The organism is Kitasatospora sp. NPDC032757 (genome assembly GCF_055579305.1).
The window spans coordinates 1-15,776 of the sequence record NZ_JBVINN010000044.1; the positions used below are offsets into that span (position 1 = coordinate 1).

16 protein-coding genes are annotated in these 15,776 nt (G+C 73.4%); 8 read left to right on the plus strand and 8 right to left on the minus strand.

Annotated elements, in window-relative coordinates; all coding sequences use genetic code 11:
• Window positions 1-493 precede the first annotated feature (493 nt).
• Window positions 494-928, plus strand: a complete 435-nt coding sequence (locus ACZ5WK_RS33225; protein ID WP_465553106.1) for an FtsX-like permease family protein — start codon at window positions 494-496, stop codon at window positions 926-928.
• Window positions 925-3,819, plus strand: a complete 2,895-nt coding sequence (locus tag ACZ5WK_RS33230) for a hypothetical protein (protein ID WP_465553108.1) — start codon at window positions 925-927, stop codon at window positions 3,817-3,819. Before ACZ5WK_RS33225 ends, ACZ5WK_RS33230 begins: the two co-directional genes overlap by 4 nt.
• Here the strand turns inward: ACZ5WK_RS33230 and ACZ5WK_RS33235 are convergent.
• The 4 genes from ACZ5WK_RS33235 to ACZ5WK_RS33250 all read right to left on the minus strand — a co-directional run bounded on the left by ACZ5WK_RS33235 (window position 3,737) and on the right by ACZ5WK_RS33250 (window position 7,000).
• Window positions 3,737-4,423, minus strand: a complete 687-nt coding sequence (locus tag ACZ5WK_RS33235) for a DegT/DnrJ/EryC1/StrS family aminotransferase (protein ID WP_465553227.1) — start codon at window positions 4,421-4,423, stop codon at window positions 3,737-3,739. The two genes, ACZ5WK_RS33230 and ACZ5WK_RS33235, sit on opposite strands and share 83 nt — an antisense overlap.
• Entirely contained in the window at window positions 4,420-4,641 is a 222-nt protein-coding gene (locus tag ACZ5WK_RS33240; protein ID WP_465553110.1) for a hypothetical protein, read from the minus strand. Before ACZ5WK_RS33240 ends, ACZ5WK_RS33235 begins: the two co-directional genes overlap by 4 nt.
• Window positions 4,641-5,039: a carboxymuconolactone decarboxylase family protein gene (locus ACZ5WK_RS33245; protein ID WP_465553112.1), complete on the minus strand. Its 399-nt coding sequence runs from the start codon at window positions 5,037-5,039 to the stop codon at window positions 4,641-4,643. Before ACZ5WK_RS33245 ends, ACZ5WK_RS33240 begins: the two co-directional genes overlap by 1 nt.
• 812 nt (window positions 5,040-5,851) lie before the next feature.
• Window positions 5,852-7,000: a lactonase family protein gene (locus ACZ5WK_RS33250; protein ID WP_465553114.1), complete on the minus strand. Its 1,149-nt coding sequence runs from the start codon at window positions 6,998-7,000 to the stop codon at window positions 5,852-5,854.
• 839 nt (window positions 7,001-7,839) lie between these two features.
• Between ACZ5WK_RS33250 and ACZ5WK_RS33255 the strand changes: the two genes are divergently transcribed.
• Together ACZ5WK_RS33255 and ACZ5WK_RS33260 are read left to right on the plus strand one after the other, a co-directional pair.
• The gene (locus tag ACZ5WK_RS33255; RefSeq protein WP_465553116.1) at window positions 7,840-9,030 is read left to right on the plus strand and encodes an NAD(P)/FAD-dependent oxidoreductase; all 1,191 of its coding nucleotides are present in this window, start codon (window positions 7,840-7,842) and stop codon (window positions 9,028-9,030) included.
• 10 nt (window positions 9,031-9,040) lie between these two features.
• A complete protein-coding gene (locus ACZ5WK_RS33260) occupies window positions 9,041-9,979 on the plus strand; it encodes a sigma-70 family RNA polymerase sigma factor (protein ID WP_465553118.1) in 939 nt (312 codons plus the stop codon).
• A gap of 82 nt (window positions 9,980-10,061) precedes the next feature.
• Here ACZ5WK_RS33260 and ACZ5WK_RS33265 read toward each other — a convergent pair whose 3' ends face one another.
• Window positions 10,062-11,282, minus strand: coding sequence for an alpha/beta hydrolase family protein (locus ACZ5WK_RS33265; RefSeq protein WP_465553120.1), 1,221 nt, complete (start codon window positions 11,280-11,282; stop codon window positions 10,062-10,064).
• A 44-nt stretch (window positions 11,283-11,326) separates the two neighbouring features.
• Entirely contained in the window at window positions 11,327-11,731 is a 405-nt protein-coding gene (locus tag ACZ5WK_RS33270) for a nuclear transport factor 2 family protein (RefSeq protein WP_465553122.1), read from the minus strand.
• A gap of 118 nt (window positions 11,732-11,849) precedes the next feature.
• On the opposite strand from ACZ5WK_RS33270, the gene ACZ5WK_RS33275 reads away from it, so the two are divergent.
• From ACZ5WK_RS33275 to ACZ5WK_RS33290, 4 genes are all read left to right on the plus strand, one after another.
• Entirely contained in the window at window positions 11,850-12,305 is a 456-nt protein-coding gene (locus ACZ5WK_RS33275; protein ID WP_465553124.1) for a MarR family winged helix-turn-helix transcriptional regulator, read from the plus strand.
• A gap of 310 nt (window positions 12,306-12,615) precedes the next feature.
• Window positions 12,616-12,873 carry a hypothetical protein gene (locus ACZ5WK_RS33280; protein WP_465553126.1) on the plus strand — a complete coding sequence of 86 codons (258 nt, stop codon included), beginning with the start codon at window positions 12,616-12,618 and terminating at the stop codon, window positions 12,871-12,873.
• A gap of 517 nt (window positions 12,874-13,390) precedes the next feature.
• Window positions 13,391-13,702, plus strand: a complete 312-nt coding sequence (locus ACZ5WK_RS33285) for a DUF1232 domain-containing protein (RefSeq protein ID WP_465553128.1) — start codon at window positions 13,391-13,393, stop codon at window positions 13,700-13,702.
• A 1,045-nt stretch (window positions 13,703-14,747) separates the two neighbouring features.
• A complete protein-coding gene (locus ACZ5WK_RS33290; RefSeq protein ID WP_465553130.1) occupies window positions 14,748-14,915 on the plus strand; it encodes a hypothetical protein in 168 nt (55 codons plus the stop codon).
• A 239-nt stretch (window positions 14,916-15,154) separates the two neighbouring features.
• On the opposite strand, the gene ACZ5WK_RS33295 is transcribed toward ACZ5WK_RS33290, so the two are convergent.
• Both ACZ5WK_RS33295 and ACZ5WK_RS33300 read right to left on the minus strand, forming a co-directional pair.
• The gene (locus ACZ5WK_RS33295; protein WP_354642928.1) at window positions 15,155-15,295 is read right to left on the minus strand and encodes a hypothetical protein; all 141 of its coding nucleotides are present in this window, start codon (window positions 15,293-15,295) and stop codon (window positions 15,155-15,157) included.
• Window positions 15,296-15,316: 21 nt separating this feature from the next.
• A complete protein-coding gene (locus ACZ5WK_RS33300; RefSeq protein WP_465553132.1) occupies window positions 15,317-15,559 on the minus strand; it encodes a hypothetical protein in 243 nt (80 codons plus the stop codon).
• Between the last annotated feature and the right edge of the window lie 217 nt (window positions 15,560-15,776).

Genomic DNA, 15,776 nt, shown 5'->3' on the forward strand with positions numbered 1-15,776 from the left:
GTCATCCGGCACAAGATCAACAGGCACCCGGACAGCCTGCCGACCAAGATCGCCAGGCGCAAGAGTGCAGTTCAACTCATTCTGAAACGATCAGTTAAGCGGCTTCCCCTGCCACCCGTCGTCGTGCAGCGCCTGGGCCGGCACCTCGTCCTGGCCACGAAGTAACTGGTACACCACACCGCGTGCAGTACTTCGGTTCTTCGGCTCGGTGGTGCTGTGGTCAGGGATTGCCATTTGTGCTGTGTTCATGACTTACAGACGGTGTGTCACGTCAGCGAGAACGTTCAATGCGGAGAATTTGCTCACCAGTTACATGATTCGCGCAAGTCCCTTCCGTTCTGAGTACGGATCTGACAGCATCGTCCGCTATCCGGTGATCAAGCGCCGGTGATCACCACCTCGGCCCGTGACGGGTGTTCATCCCTGGCCGGCCCCTGATGGGGTGGCCTCGCAGGCGTACGGGGACCGGGGCGTCATCAGGGGGAGGAACGGGATGCTCGGCTTCGTCGTGCGCCGTCTGCGCGGGCGACTGCCGCTGGCCGGTGCCGTCCTGGCCGCGATCGGCTTCGCCGCCGCCGCGGCGGCCTCCGCCCGGGAGCGTGCCGCCGACTTCACCGCGCTGCTCGCCCTCGGCACCCCGCGGAGGCGGCTGGTCCGCACCGCCGCGGCCGAGCAGGCCGTGCTGGTCCTGCTCGGCAGTCTGGTCGGCCTCGGCCCGGGCTCCCTGATCATCCGGCTGATCGTGCCGCTCGTGGTGCACACCCCGGCGGCCCGCCGGCCGACGCCCGAGGCGCTGGTCGTCCTGCCGCTCGGCTGGTCCCTGCTGCTGGCGGCCGCGATCGCCGCCGTACCCCTGTTGTCGGTCTTCCTGATCGGACGCCGTCGTCGAGACGTGGCCGCCCGGCTACGGCACGTGGAGGAGATGTGACCACCCCGGCCGACACCCGCACCCCCCGCTCCGGCGGGGCCCGGCCGACCGCCGGGCTCCGGCCCGCGCCGTGGGTCCGCACCCGGCTGCGGTCGGCGCCGCTCGCCGCCCTGCTCATGGCGGCCCTCGCGTTCGGCACCGTCTTCCTGGCCGCCGCGTTCCCGCGCGCCCTCGACCGGGGGACGGACGACGCGCTGCACCGGTTCCTGAGGGACCGCGGACCCGCCTGGAACACCCTCGTCGCCACCTCCAACGACCGGTTCGACGCCGCCGACCTCGACGAGGTCGCCCGGAAGCTCGGTTCGCGGCACGGCAAGACGTTCCGGTACGCCGGGTCGGGCCCGGTCTACGGGGCGCGCGGCGACAAGTTCCGCGAGATCGCCAACCCCGGCTACGCCAGCCCCGACGGCCTGAAGCCGAGGGTCGGCCTGATGTACCTGCAGGGCATCACCGACCGGGTCACCCTGGTGGCCGGCAGCTGGCCGACGGGCCCCGGCGGCCAGGACGGCCCGGTGCCGATCGCGCTCAGCAAGGCTGCGGCCGACACCATCGGCATCCGGCTCGGCGACGTCCTGCGGGGCGGCGAGGGCCCGGGCCCGGAACTGGCCGAGGTGGTCGGCCTCTACACCGTCAAGGACCCGCACGACCCGTACTGGTACGACCTCGGCTGCCTCGACCGCGCCTGCGTGGAGGGGAACCCCCACGTCGCCCTCAAGGCCGATGGCCTCGTCGCCGCCGGCGCGCTGGAGCGGCTCGCCCAGTGGGGCGTCCACACCACCGACTTCTGGCGGCTGCCCGTCGACACCGGGGCGCTGCACGCCCGCGACCTGCCCGCGACCGGCCGGGAGCTCACCGGCTTCGTGGCCGGCCCCGGCGCCGTCGCGCTGGCCGCCTACACCGGCCGGGACGACCTCAGCCTCCGCTCCCAGCTGCCCATCGCGTTCAACCAGGCCATCGCCCGGCAGAACGCCGCCGCGCCGCTCGCCGCGATCGGCCCGGCCGGCCTGGCCGCGGTCGGCGCCGTGGTGCTCTTCCTGGCCGCCGGACTCACCACCGACCGGCGCACCGCCGAGCTGCGGCTCCTCCAGGCCCGCGGCGGCTCACGCGGCGGCGTCCTGCGGCGCCTGCTCGGCGAGGGCGCGGTGACCGTGCTGCCCGCGGCCGCGGCCGCGACCGCACTCGCCCTCGTGCTGGTGCCGACGCCGCGCTGGACCGAGGCCGTCCTGGCCGCCCTCGCCGCCACCCTGGTCGCGCTGCTGGGCTTCCCCGCCCGCGCGGCCCTGTTCTGGTCCCGGCCGCGCCGGCGGAACACCGGACGCCGGCTGGTCGGCGAACTCCTGGTGCTGGCCGTCACCGCCGCGGCCGTGCTTGAGGTCCGCCGGCGCGGCGTCGCACCGGCGGGCCAGGAGCCGGACCTGCTGCTCGTCGCGGCCCCGCTGCTGCTCGCCGTCACCGGCGGCCTCGTGCTCGCCCGGCTCCAGCCGGCCCTGGTCGGGGCACTCGCCCGCGCGGCCGGGCGGCGCCCCGGCCTGGTCGGCTTCCTCGGCCTGGCCCGCGCCGCTCGCGGCAGTAGCGGCCGGACCGGCCCCTCGCTGCTGCCGATGGTCGCACTCACCCTCGTCGTCACCACGGCCGGCTTCGGGGCCACCGTCCTGGACGCCGTCGACGGCGCCCGGCTGCGCGCCGCCCGGGCCGTCGTCGGCGGGGACGCGGCCGTCGCTGCCCCGACCGGCACCACGCTGCCGACCCGGTTCACCGAGGCGGCCGGCGCGATGCCCGGCGTCCGGCTCGCCACCAGCGTCTGGTGGGAGAGCGAGGCGTTCCTCCTCGGCAGCGGCGTCGCGCCGACCCGGGTGAGCGCCCTGGTCGTCGGCCCCGCGGCCTATGCCGAGCTCTCCCGGAGCGTCGGCCGTGGCGGGTTCGACCCGGGGCTGCTCGCCGGCGGCGCCGGCGGGGGCGGCGGGGGCGACGCGTCGGTGCCCGCCCTCTTCAGCACAGCGCTGGGCGACCAGCTCACCTCCGGCAGCTACCGCCTGCGACTGCCCAACGGCTGGGAGCTCAACGCCGCGGTCGCCGGCCGGATCGGCGCCACGCCCGCACTCGTCGGCGACGACCGCAAGTTCGTCGTGCTGCCCTCCGGCCCCGCCGTCGCCCCGCGGCCCGAGCTGGGCCGGCCCAACCTCTGGTTCGCGGTCGGCGACATCGACGAGCGGCAGCTGCAGGGGCTGGTGCGCGAGCTGGCGCCGCCGGTGGGATGGCGGGTCACGTTCGGCGAGCACCCCGGGACGGTCCTGCCGCCCGACGCGGCCGGGGTCGTGTCGCCGCAGCCGTCCGCGCCGTCCGCGCCGTCGGCGGCAGCGGCGGCCGGTGCCGACGGCGCGGACGACGACGCCCTGCTGAGCGGCTACCAGGTGCGCACCAGCAGGACGCTGGCCGCCGAGTTCGCCGACGACCCGCTCCAGCGCTCGGCCGGCCGCCTGTTCTGGGCCTCCGTGATCGGCGCCGGCGGGTTCTCCCTGCTCGCCATCCTGTTGACGCTGGTGCGGACCGCGCCGGAACGCGTCGCCCTGCTGGCCCGGCTGCGCACCATGGGCCTGCGCCCGCGGCAGGGCCTCGCCCTGATCCTGGCCGAGGCCGTCCCGCAGGCCATCGTCGCGGCGGTCGGCGGCGGACTGGTGGCCCTGGCCGCGACGGCGCTGCTCGGGCCGGCGTTCGACCTCTCCGTCCTGGTCGGTGCCGAGGTGCCGCCGGGGCTGGACCCCGCGGTGGCGCCGGTCCTGCGCCAGGTGCTCGGACTGGTGGCCCTGGTCACCGCGGGCGTGGTGGCCGAGGCGCTGATCTCCGGGCGGCGCCAGATCGCGACCGAACTCCGGGTGGGGGAGCAGCGTTGACGGACAGCGGGCGGGCCTGGCGGCACGAGCGGCACGAGCGGTACGGGAATCGGCTCGTGGCAACCGCGAGCAGGAGCGCACCCAGGCGCAGCGGTGACTGGAGATCAGTGGTGAACAGCGCCGCCAGAACAGTGGCCGCAGCTGCTGGCGGGCGATGACGGCGGACAGGGCGGGCATCGGGTACTTGTAGGCGGCCCCGGTGGTGGCGAACGGCTTCGGCTCGGGGTGACCTCGGCGGCGAGCCTGGCGCGGTGGTGGCCGAGGGCGAGGGCCCGCTCGTGACCTCCCGGTCCATGATGGTCAGGACGCCGCCTGCGCCGCCGGAGACGCCCTTGGACTCCTGGAGGCTGAAGCATCCGGCTACACCCCAGGAACCGGCCGACCGGCTCTGGTAGGGGGCTCCGTGGGCGTGCGAGCAGCCCTCGACGATCGGCAGCTCTGGTGTGGCCGATGTGATCCGTCCGACGGAGGTTACGTGAAGGCGACCTCTCCCGCTGCGCCCTCGCGGTGGCGTCGCGTGCGATGGGTCCGCGCAGACCGCGCCAGGTCGGCCAGGGGCGTCCTCGGTGGGCAGGCCAGCGCCAGGGTGAGGCGGAGCCGTCAGGGCCGCAGCCCGCCCGCAGTGCGGTCGGCTGGGGCGGTGAGGTGGCGGACCTGCTCGTCGTAGTCGGCGAGCAGGTGCTCCAGCTGTTCGAGCGACTCGGCGGGTATGTCGGCTGGCGCGGTCTCGACCACGTAGCGGGCGGCCGCGGTCAGGGCGGCGAGCTCGTAGGTGTGGAATGTGCCGCGCAGCACCGTCGCCCGCAGTCTCTCCAGTTCCATCACACGGCCTTGGACCGGACGTAGGCAGTGACCTGGTCGAGTTCGGCCTTGAACTGGTCGTAGTCCTCCTGCATCCCATTGATGTAGGCGCTCCAGCCCAGGCTGGCCTTGGCGTAGTGGACGGCCTCCTGGATCTCCTCGTCGGTCGCGCCGAACAGCTTTGCTGCCTCGGCGTGGAAGAGGGAGCAGTAGCGGCACTTGGTCTCGGCGTGCAGTCCGACGCCGATCAGTTCCTTGTACTTGTTCGGGATCAGCGTCTCACCGAGTTCGATGCGCTTGAAGATCTCCCATTCGGGGCCGAGGAGCTCGGTGGGGATGCTAGTGAAGAAGTGAGGGATGAGGCCCAGGGTCTCCTTGATGTCGGCCTCGATCTCGGCCCGGGTGACCGGGGTGGCCATGGCGTGACCTCCTTCTTGTGGGGGCCCGCGTGCGTCGGCCTGGTCCGCGTGGATCGTGGGCCTGAGGAGGCCGGCACCTGCCACAGCCAGTACCGCCGCTTCGAACGCAAGCCCCGGGGCCGTCGCAATCGGCGGCTGCGGGCGGTGACAGCAACGGGCCCTGTCTCCACCTTAGGCGGCCCGGCTCCACACCGGCCACCTGCCCGAAGGACGCCCGCCATGTCGCTCTGCGCCCCACAAATGACCCCGTACCGGCCGCTGAACCCGTACCGGCCGCGCGACCGGAAACGCACTCCCGACGCCAGGCCGACAGGGCGGCCGGCCTTCGGTGCGCTGAGTCGTCGGGTCGACGGCGTTGCCCTGCCGCTATTCGGTTGCCGCTGCAGCCGACGATCAGCGGCGGGCGGGCGGGCGGACCGGCCAGCCCTGCCCCGGCCGCTGGCGCACCGCTGACCTTGCACAGGACGGCGGCGCAAAAGGCGGGGGCAGGACAGGTGACCGTGGTCATGTTCGGCGTGACACCGAGCGACTTGTGCACTGCCGCCAGCAGGTCGGCGGTGGGGCCCTGAGCGTGGGCGGAACCAGGACGACCGGGCACTGACGCCTCGGCGGACGGAGGCAGTCCCAGGGTCTGCCGGGCGACAGGACAACACTCTTTCGGGGAGAGGACCTGTGCCTGTGCTGTGCTGTTCGCGAGGCCTGCCGTGGCTGTCCGTGACCGGTGATTGCCGGCCAAGGCGAACTACTGCGGGCAGCAGTCGGCCCGGGCCGCGTACCGGGGGCCCGCGCCGACTGCCGTGGGCGGTGGGCTGTCAGAAGGCGACGATGCCTTCGCCACCGGCGCCGCCGGGGACGGTCTGGGAGCCGATCCGGGTGAGGGAGCCGTCGTCGTTGATCGCGAACTCGTCGACGATGCCGTTGAGGCCGGTCTGGGCGTAGAGGTAGCGCCCGTTCGTGGAGACCGCGGCGTCCACGGTGCCGGGGTCGGTGGGCGTGTTGCCCAGCACGGTCAGTCGGCGGCCGCGGTCTGCGGTGCGCAAGCCGGTGAGGGTGGAACTGCCCGCGTTGGAGGCGTAGAGCAGATCGCGCACACCGACGATCCAGCAGGTGGCCGCCTGGCCGGTGGCTGCGAACGCCTCCTGCGTGGCGGTGCCGTCACGGTGGATCGTGAACGTCGCGACGGCGTTCGTGCCGGCCTCGGCCAGGAACAGGCCGTGCCGGCCGTTGGGCACGAACGCGAAGGGCACGGCCCCAGGCAGGCTGGTTGTCACGGGGGTGTCGGTGGGAGCGCCGAGGCGGTCGAGGTTGAACACCAGGAGGCTGCTGCCGTTCGCCTTGGTGGTGACCACGAGCTGGGAGCCCTCGCCGGTGAAGCCGACCTGCCCTGGTGTGTTGGTGAACTGGGGCGTGGCGTTCGGGTCGAGCCCCAGGTCGCGGTTCCAGCCGGCCTCTTCCCGGAGGCGTCCGTTGTGGACGGTGTAGCCCTGGATCGAGCCGCCATCGAGGGCGTTGAGCACGTACACAACGTCGTCGTGCACGGCGACGCTGACGGGGAAGCGGCCGCCGGAGCCCACCACCTGGCGCAGCGCGAGCCGGTCGCCGTTCACGGAGAAGACGGACACGGTGTCGCTTCCCGCATTCACCGCGTACAGGAGGGCGTGGCGGGGGTCATAGGTCAGGGAGCCCTGGGAGGCGAGGTGGTCGACGACCGATCCGGCCAGGACACCGCCGAGGCCGTTCGTGTCATAGCTGCCGGCCGGGGTGAGCTGCCCGTCGTCCGCCCGCCGGTAGGCGATGACCTGATTGCCCGCCGGATTGTCGGTCTGGACGAACACCGCGCGGTGTCCGCCGCGCGGGTGGCCGCCTTCGCTGCCGTATGCCGCTGCGGTCGACGGGGCGCCCGCGGCTGCCGCGGTGAGCGCGGTCGCGAGGGCCACGGCGAGCCGAGTGATCTTCTGCATGAGGTTCTGCCTCCTGGAGTCCGGGTCCGATCCCACCCAGTTCTTGCGCGTTATGGCCTGAGGCGGGGAGCGACATGTGCGAGGGCTGTGGCGGGAACCCCGTCGACGGTGACCGGCGCGAGAAAGCCCGCGACATTCCCACGTGGCACGGTATGTGACGTTCTGCCGGAAACCGCTGAAGGCAGCGATCCCGGCCGTGCCGGGGAGCGCGCGGCCGTTGTCCTGGACCGGGTTGGAGCCGCCGGCCGCCCAGCACGGCCGATGGCCCCAGCCGCGGGGTCTGTCCCAGGGCACCCACGCCTGGTGGACTGTGCAGGACCGTGCCCGCCCGGCAGCCGGAGGCGCACCCCTGCCGGACACCGCGACGTCCTGCACCGACCTGCGCGCCGGTGTGAGAGGCCGGTCGACGAGACGCGGCCGAGCGGGTGATCCCGCAGCCGGTGGAGCAGGTGGCCGCGTACGCCATGGACGGGCGGCACGATCACGAGTGACGCAAGGCATCAGCCTCCAGGCGGCCGCGTACGAACCCGGGCGGCTGCTCGACATGGTCTCCGTGGTCACCCGGCCTGGCGCCCGGCTGTTCGTTTCACCGGCCGTCCGATGACCGGCTGGATCACCGTGGCCCCCAGCTTCTTGGCCGAGGACGGCACCCTCGCGGAGTGGATCGACCGCGGGCTTGCCTTCGCGGCCGGGCTGCCGTCCAAGTGAGCCGGTGGAGCGCGACAGGCGCGGGCCCAGCCGCTCGTCCTGGCCGGGTGACCCGCGTCACATCCGGCTTCTGTCAGCAATCGGGGCGCCGTCTCGTTCAAAGGGCACGCGAACGAGACAGGAGCAACGCCATGAAGCACCGCATCGTCGTCCTCGGCGCCGGATACGCCGGGGCCTTCGCCGCCGGGAACCTGGCCCGCCGGCTCTCCCCCGCCGACACCGAGATCACCGTCGTCAACGCCGCGCCCGAGTTCGTCGAGCGGATGCGGCTCCACCAGCTCGCGGTCGGCGAGGACCTCGCGTTCCGCAAGCTCGCCGACGTGTTCGCGGGCACCGGGGTGCGGCTGCGCCTGGCGCGTGTCACCGGCGTCGACCCCGAGCGCAGGACCGTCGCCGTGGCCGGCGAGGACAGCGAGGGCGAGCTCGCGTACGACACGCTGCTCTACGCGCTCGGGAGCTCCGTGGCCGACCACGGCGTCCCCGGCGTGGCCGAGTACGCCTTCGACGTGACCGGCCTGTCCTCGGCGCTGCGGCTGCGTGAGCGCCTGGCCCAACTGGGCTCGGGCGGCACCGTGCTGGTCGTCGGCGAGGGGCTGACCGGCATCGAGACCGCCACCGAGCTCGCCGAGTCGCGGCCCGACTTCTCGGTCGCGCTCGTCGCCCGCGGCGAGCTGGGCGCCTGGCTCTCCCCGAAGGCCCGCCGTCACCTGCACCGGGCCTTCGACCGGCTGGGCGTTGTCGTGCACGAGCACACCACTGTCCAGGCCGTCGAGCCGGCCCGGGCGATCACCGCCGACGGTAGGTCCGTCCCGGCCGACGTGACCGTGTGGGCGGCCGGGTTCGCCGTGCACCCCATCGCGGCCGCCAGCGGCCTGGAGGTTGCCCCGACCGGCCAGATCGTCGTCGACCGCACCATGCGCTCGGTCTCGCACCCGGACGTCTACGCCGCCGGTGACTGCGCGTACGCGATCGGCGAGAACGGTCGGCCGCTGCCGATGTCCTGTGCCTCGGCCGGCTTCACCAACATCCAGGCGACCGCCGCGATCACCGCACGCCTGACGGGCAGTGAGGCCCCGACCACCGGGCTGAAGTACTACGGCAACCACATCAGCCTGGGGCGGCGGGACGCCATCTTCCAGATGGTGGACGGGGACGTCCGGTCGAAGTCCTGGTACCTGGGCGGCCGGACCGCCGCGCGGCTCAAGTCGGGTGTGCTCAAGGGGTCCGCCTGGAGCATCGCCCACCCGACCTTCGGCATGCCGACTCGCAGGCGCCGCCTGGCCACCGCGCCCGACCGGGTCGGTGCGAGCGTCACCGCATAGGTTGTTCCGCATGGACAGTGCAGCCATCGATCGCTTCGAGGCCGGCCGGAACCGGCTGGCCTCGCTGGCATACCGCCTGCTCGGCTCGGCGGCCGACGCCGAGGACGCCGTGCAGGACGCGTTCCTGCGCTGGCAGGCCGCGGACCGGGAACGCGTCGAGGTGCCGGAGGCATGGCTGGCCAAGGTCGTCACCAACCTCTGCCTCGACCGGCTCCGCTCGGCGCAGGCCCGCCATGAGCGCGCCGCCGGGGACTGGCAGCCCGAGCCCCTCCTCGAGGGCGACCCGATGCTCGGCCCCGCCGAGACCTTCGAGCAGCGCGAGTCGTTGTCCCTGGCCGTCCTGACCCTCATGGAGCGCCTCTCGCCGGTCGAGCGGGCCGCCTACGTCCTGCGCGAGGCCTTCTCCTACCCCCATGCCGAGATCGCCGGGATCCTCGGCATCACCGAGTCCGCGAGCCAGCAGCACGTCCACCGCGCCCGGCGCCGGGTCGCCGCCGAACGCCGCGGCGGCGACGAGGTGGACCGCGCGGCCGCGCGACGGGTCGTCGAGGAGTTCCTCGCCGCCGCCACGTCGGGGCGCACCGAGCGGCTGGTGGCGATGCTCACCGCCGACGTGACCATGGTCTCGGACGGCGCCGGACTGGCGAAGCGGCTGCTGCGGTACCGCACGCCCGAGCGCGTCGCCGCCCTCGTGCGGGCCGGCTTCAAGCCCACTCCGGCGAAGCGGCGGCTGGCCGGCGGCGCCCCCGCCTTCCACGTCGCGCTGGTCAACGGCTCCCCGGCCGTCCTCGCCGTGGTCGAGGGCCGGGTCGTGGGCGCCGTGGCGCTCGAGCTCAGCGGCGGCCGGGTCGCGTTCCTGCGCGGCATCGCCGCCGCCGACCGGCTGACGCGCCTCAACGAGGCCTGGCGGCAGCACCAACCTGACGCACCGGTCATCACCGCATGGTGATCACCGCCCAGTGCCTGCCGCTCGTCGACTTCCTTGCACCGCTGCCCGCCCGGTCACCGTCCCGGGCTGCGCCGCGCACCGGTCACGGGGTGGTGGTGAGGGTGTCGTCGAGCCAGTCGAGGATGCGGGCGAGGGTGTGGCGCATGGCGCCGGGGTGGCAGTGGGCGCCGGCTCCCTCCTCGGGGGTGAATGTCATCAGGGTCCTGGGGCAGGTGAGGTGGTCGTAGAGCTGCTGGGGCTGTCCGTTGAAGAACTCGTCCTCGGCGGCGTCGCACACGAGGGTGGGGCATTGGATCTGTTCGGCGATGCCGCCCTGGAGGGTGTAGTCGAGGTAGGCGGCGCTGAAGGCCCGGGGGGTGTCGACGCCCATCACGTACATGCCGTGGTTGATCGCCCACCGTGCGGTCGCGTCCTGGGCGGTGATCTGCTGGAAGCGGGCGTCGAGCTCGGGGTCGGAGCCGGCGCGCAGGCGCTGCTCGGCTTCCGCGCGGTCGCCGGGGATGTGCCGGGTGGATATCGCGCCGAGGTCATAGACGCCGTCGACGGCGATCAGGGCGGCCAGCCGGTGTTCGAATGCCGCCGCCCTCGGGGCGAGCAGGCCGCCCATGCTGGAACCCAGCAGCGCGATGCGGCTGTTGTCGACCTCCGGGAGGCGTTCGGCGAAGTCCACGGCGGGGGTGATGACGTTCTCCCAGTCGGCGCGGAAGGCGAGGCCCTGGTGGTGGCGCGGTCCCGGTTGCCCGGGTCCGTCGAAGGTGAGCACGGTGTAGCCGCGTTCGAGGGCCGCCAGCGCGCCGCTGAAGTGCAGTTCCTCGGCGGTGCCGTCGAAGCCGCTGTGCATGATCAGAGTGGGGCGGGGTGTTCCGGTGCCGTCGGCGCGGTAGAGGTAGCCGGGCAGGGTGGTGCCCTCGTAGGGGATGGAGACCGGTTCGATGCGGGGGGTGTACAGGGCTGCCGCCGCCCGGAAGCAGGCCACGCTGCGGTCGTAGGCGTGGTCGTGGCGGGGGTCGCAGGGACGGCCGTGGAGGAAGAACTCGGCGGAGCGGTAGTAGTTGGAGGCCCGCAGGAAGCCGTCCCGGGCGCTGATGGTGTGGCCGCCGTCCAGGGCCTGCTGGGCGTGGCCGGCCACCCGGTCGGCGGTGGCGAGCCATTCGTCGTGCCAGCTGTCGTAGTCGCCTTCCTTGATGCGCTCGCCGGTGGAGACCACCTCGCCGAAGTCGGCGCCGCCGTAGGCGATGTGGCTCATCGAGCGCAGAGTCTCGTACCAGAACTGGGGGTTCTCGGGGAACAGCAACTGCTTCACGGGAGGTCTCCTGGGGTGTGGGGGCGGGCCGGGTGGTGGGGGCTTCAGCGGGCGCTGCCGAGGTTTCGGTCGCTGTCGGCGCCTTCGAGCAGAAGGGTGGTCTCCTCGATGCGGCGGAAGCGACCGTCGGGGGCGAACTCGGCGAAGACGTAGACCTCCATGCGGACGGTGGACCCGTCGGTCTTGACGACCTCCATCGTGTGGCGGTCGGCGTACCGGTCGCCGGAGGTGAGTTCGTCGTGGACCTCGACCGAGCCGCCGGCCACGACCGTGCGCAGGTGGGCGATGTGGGCGAGGAACTCCGTGCGGTTCGCCCAGCTGCCGTCGGTGCGCTGGCGGTAGTCGGGGGCGAAGTGGCGGTCGGCGGCCTCGTCCAGGTCGAGACCGGGGGTGAGGAGCAGGTCGGTCAGGGCGGTGCGGATGTCGGTGTGGATGGCGGTCCGGTTCATGATGATTCCTTCGGCTTCGTGCGGGAGTGTCCCGCCCTGAGTGGAGCGGAGTTGCGTGCCTTGAGCACGCTTATGACTGTAGCGGATAAGCGTGCTCGGCGCACGCTAATCTGGAGGGGTGAAGCACTCGACAGGACACGACATCGCCGACGCCCTCGCACTGCTCCTGCGACGGAGCACCCGCGCACGCCTCTACACCCGGCTGACCGAGGGGCTGGGGGAGGCGGTCGACGACCTCACCTATCCGGTCCTCAGCGGCCTGGCCCGCACCGGCTCGTGCAGCGCCGCCGACCTGGGGCGCGAGGTCGGACTCGACCGCACCACCGTTACCCGCCGCGCCGACCGCCTCGAACGGGCCGGTCTCGTCGAGCGCCGGCCCGACCCGGCCGACGGCCGCGCCACCCTGCTCGCCCTCACCGACGACGGACGCACCGTCATCGCGGCGACCAGGCGGCAGCTGGCCATGGGCATCGAGCACGCGCTGGAGGCCTGGCCGGAGGCCGACGCCCGGGACTTCGCCCGCCTCCTGCGCCGCTTCGTCGACGAGGGGCCCTTCGCCGCCGGTCGCGACTGACCGTCACGGGCGGCAGGGCGGCAGGGCGGCAGGGCGGCAGGGCGGTACGGGCGGCAGGGCGGTTCGGGCGGGCGGGTCTACCAGTCGCCACCGCGGTGCCGGCCACCATCGGGGCCGTCGCCACCGATCGAGATCACGGTGCAGGGCGCCGGCAGGGACGCCGTGGTGCTGTCGGGCCTCAATGTCCGGATCGCCCGGATCGCGGCCCCCCTCGCCTGGAACGCCTACTCCATGGGGGAGGGCTGCGGCGGAGGCGTCGACGTCCACTCCCTACGACCTCGATCTGGACGCGGCCCGCCCGCGTCCGGTCGTGACCGAGCGCAGTACCGGCCTGCCGGTCAAGGTGAGCGAGGGCGACCCGGAGGTCATCGAGGTCACCGCCGAGACGGCCTCCCACAACGTGAGCTGGTACCTGGAACCGGAGTGGTCCGGCGGCAACCGGAAGGGGGTACTCCCCATCGGCCTCGGCCACGGTACGCCGTTCCGCACCAGCGCAGTGAAGGGGAGGCCGCTGTACGTCTACCCGATCGGCGGACAGGCCTGGGAGCCGAGCCCGTTCCAGCGGTGACGCGAAGCGGCGCCCGGCCCGGGCGTCCGGTGCCCAGCGCCCGGATCACCCCTCCGCCTCACGGTCGTATCAACGACTCGAACGATCGGCAGGGCTCTGCCCCAGGGGTGGAGCCGCCCGCGCCGGGTGGCGCGGGTGACGGCGTCGCCGGCTGCGGTGGTGTCGGGAGGTGATGGCCGACGACACGGCCGTCATGCACGGCGCGCACAGCCACCGGTTGCCGCGGTCGCCTCTCAGCAAGGGCGTCCTGAACGTTGCCAAGACAGTAGAGCTGCTCCCCGGCGTCGCGGAGCGGCTCACCGGCGAGATCGCCGAGATCGCCGAGATCGGGACGCGGTCGGGCGACTTCGGCCCGCAGCCGGGCCCGGCGGCGTGCCCCTGCCGCCGTGGGGCCGGGCACGGACCCGCGGTTCCCTGGCCACGGATGCGAAGCTTGAGTCTGTCCGGAGGTGTGCACGGTCTCCCGAGAACGGGGCAGGCTCCCGGGCAAGCACCGGTTCGAGCGGGAGGTGGTCACGTGGACGGCAGCGTGTTCTGGTGGGTGACCGCGGGAGTCGTCGCGGCCAGCCTGGCGGTTGCGGCCGTCCTGGTGGTCAAGCTGGTCCGGGCCAGGAAGCTGCTGGTGGCCTCCGGCATCCCGATGTCGAACAAGGTGCTGTTCTGGGCGTCCATCGTCTACCTGGTCAGTCCCGTGGACCTTCTGCCCGACCCGGTCCTGTTGGACGACATCGCGTTCCTCCTCGTGGCCCTGCGCTCGCTGACCAAGGCCGGCGCCAGGCTGGGCATCGGGCCCGCCGGGCACCGGACGGGTGGGCCCGAAGCCCCGTAGCGGCCGGAGCACGTGTGCAGTGCGGCACGTCGTCCATGACGGGCCCTCACTCCTGAACGGCCTGCCGGCGGCGGTGGAAGCCGCACTGAAGGGCTACGGACGAGAGCGCACCACACTGAAGATGCAGACGGGCCCGTCAACCGGCTCTGGTCGCAGCGGTCGGTGACGGTGACGGCGGCCGGTGTCAGCGGGGCACGGTGCTGGGCAGCACGTTCGGCTGCGGCGGGACGGTCATCGGGGGCATCGTGATCACCGGACCGAGGGGGTGGCAGGATCCGTCCCAGGTCGGCGGGAGGTATCCGGGCGGGCAGCCGGCCGGCCGTGGCGGCAGCGTCGGCTCGGGCCTGGGCGGAATGGTCGAGCCGTTCGGCAGATCCGGGCTGGCCTTCGCCGACGCACGAGGCGAAGGCTTGGCCGCGGCGGGCGAGTTGGTGGGCGCGGCGGAGGCTCGGCCCTGCGCGGCCGTCGCCCGCCCGGCCGCGGGAGGGGTGGGAACGGGCGGCGCCGGGCTCGAGGGAGCCCCGGTCGGCGACGCGTCCTCGACGGCGGACGCGGTGGGCGACGGCTCCTGCGGCAGAACGGACTCCGACGGCGAGGGGCTCGCCGGTACGGACGGGGCCGGGGCCGGTGGCGTAGGTGACGAGAGGCCGGCCGGGGCACCGCTCGGCGCGCTGTCGTGTCCGTACGTGAGGATCAGTCCACCGGTGCCCGCCAGCCCCAGCAGGCACGCCCCGGCGGCGATGCCGACGACGATCCTCCGGCGCCGTGCCGGCACCTGCGCCTGCTCCTCGGCTCCGCCGTGCTGCATCCTGCCCCGCCCCTGTCCGCCTTGATCAACTGTTCGAGCTCCGCGGATGCTAGCAGCGGGCCCGGCCGGGACCGGCGGCCGGGCCGGCCGACGGGCGGCCGCTCGACCGGGCCTCAGACAGAGTGGCGGTCCGTCACCGAGTGGAAGGCCGGCCACAGGGACCTCAGTGCCGGCTCACTGCGCCACCTCGACTCTCGGCTGGAGCACCATCTCTATCCGGCGTTCCGGAGCCGCCGGATGGGTACCTTCGACCACAAGGTCGTCGAGGCGATCTCGGCGGAGAACCGGCCCACTCAGGACACCTTCCACTGCGTCGCCTGCGACCACCGCGCGCACGCCGACACGGTGGGAGCCATCAACGTTCTACGGGCCGGGCTGGTCCGTCGCGAGGCCAACCCGGCTTAGCGAGAAGCCCCCCGGATTCATCCGGGGGAGGAGTCACGGCCATTACCGCCGCGGTCGGGCAGATCGCCAAGGTCTCCGGCGTCTGACCGGAGCAGCGGACGCCCACGCAGCTGCACACTGGTCGGCGCGGACGGCGTCGCAGGTCAGCTCAATGTGCCCGGTCCTGCGGGCACCAGCCCCGGCCCGACTGCCACCGGTCGACCACCACGACCGCGCAACCGCGCACGCCCTGGGGCCGCTCACCCCGGGCCGGCGCCGGACGAATGGCCGTGGCCGTCCTGCCAGGCGACCGCCCGCATCATCTGTTCCTCGTCGAGGCCGGTCATCACGACCACACGGTCGTACATCTCTTTCTCGTCCAGCGGGCCGAGCAGACGCACCGCCCGGGTGATCTGCCCCGCTCACAGCTCCTCAACCACGAACGGACGGCGCCGGTAACCGGCGGTGAGCCGCACCAGGTCCGGCTCACAGTACGCGCGCAGCAGCCGCTCGCCGTCGAAGCGCGGATCGGTGTCCACCGCGGAGGAGTCCGGCACCCGCAGCACCACCAGTTCCCGCGCTGGGGCCAGCAGCCCGCACTCGTCGCACAGCTCCGGCGCGTCGTCGCCGGAATCGGTTCTCGCGGTGCCGTCGGCGCGGGCCATGTGTCCGGTGTGCGCCCCCCGCCGCGACCCGCGCGAGCCGAGCCGTCGAGAGGCAGTGCGGCCGCCCCGGTCCACCCGGCGGGCAGTGCCGGGCAGGCCCGGTTCCGCGGCGGTCACAGTGAAGCCCAGCCACCCGGGGGAGGGCAGTTGGGCTGGGGCCGGGACCGGATCAGCGTGGACACCGGTCTGCGACCTCGACCGTACGACAGGCCCACTC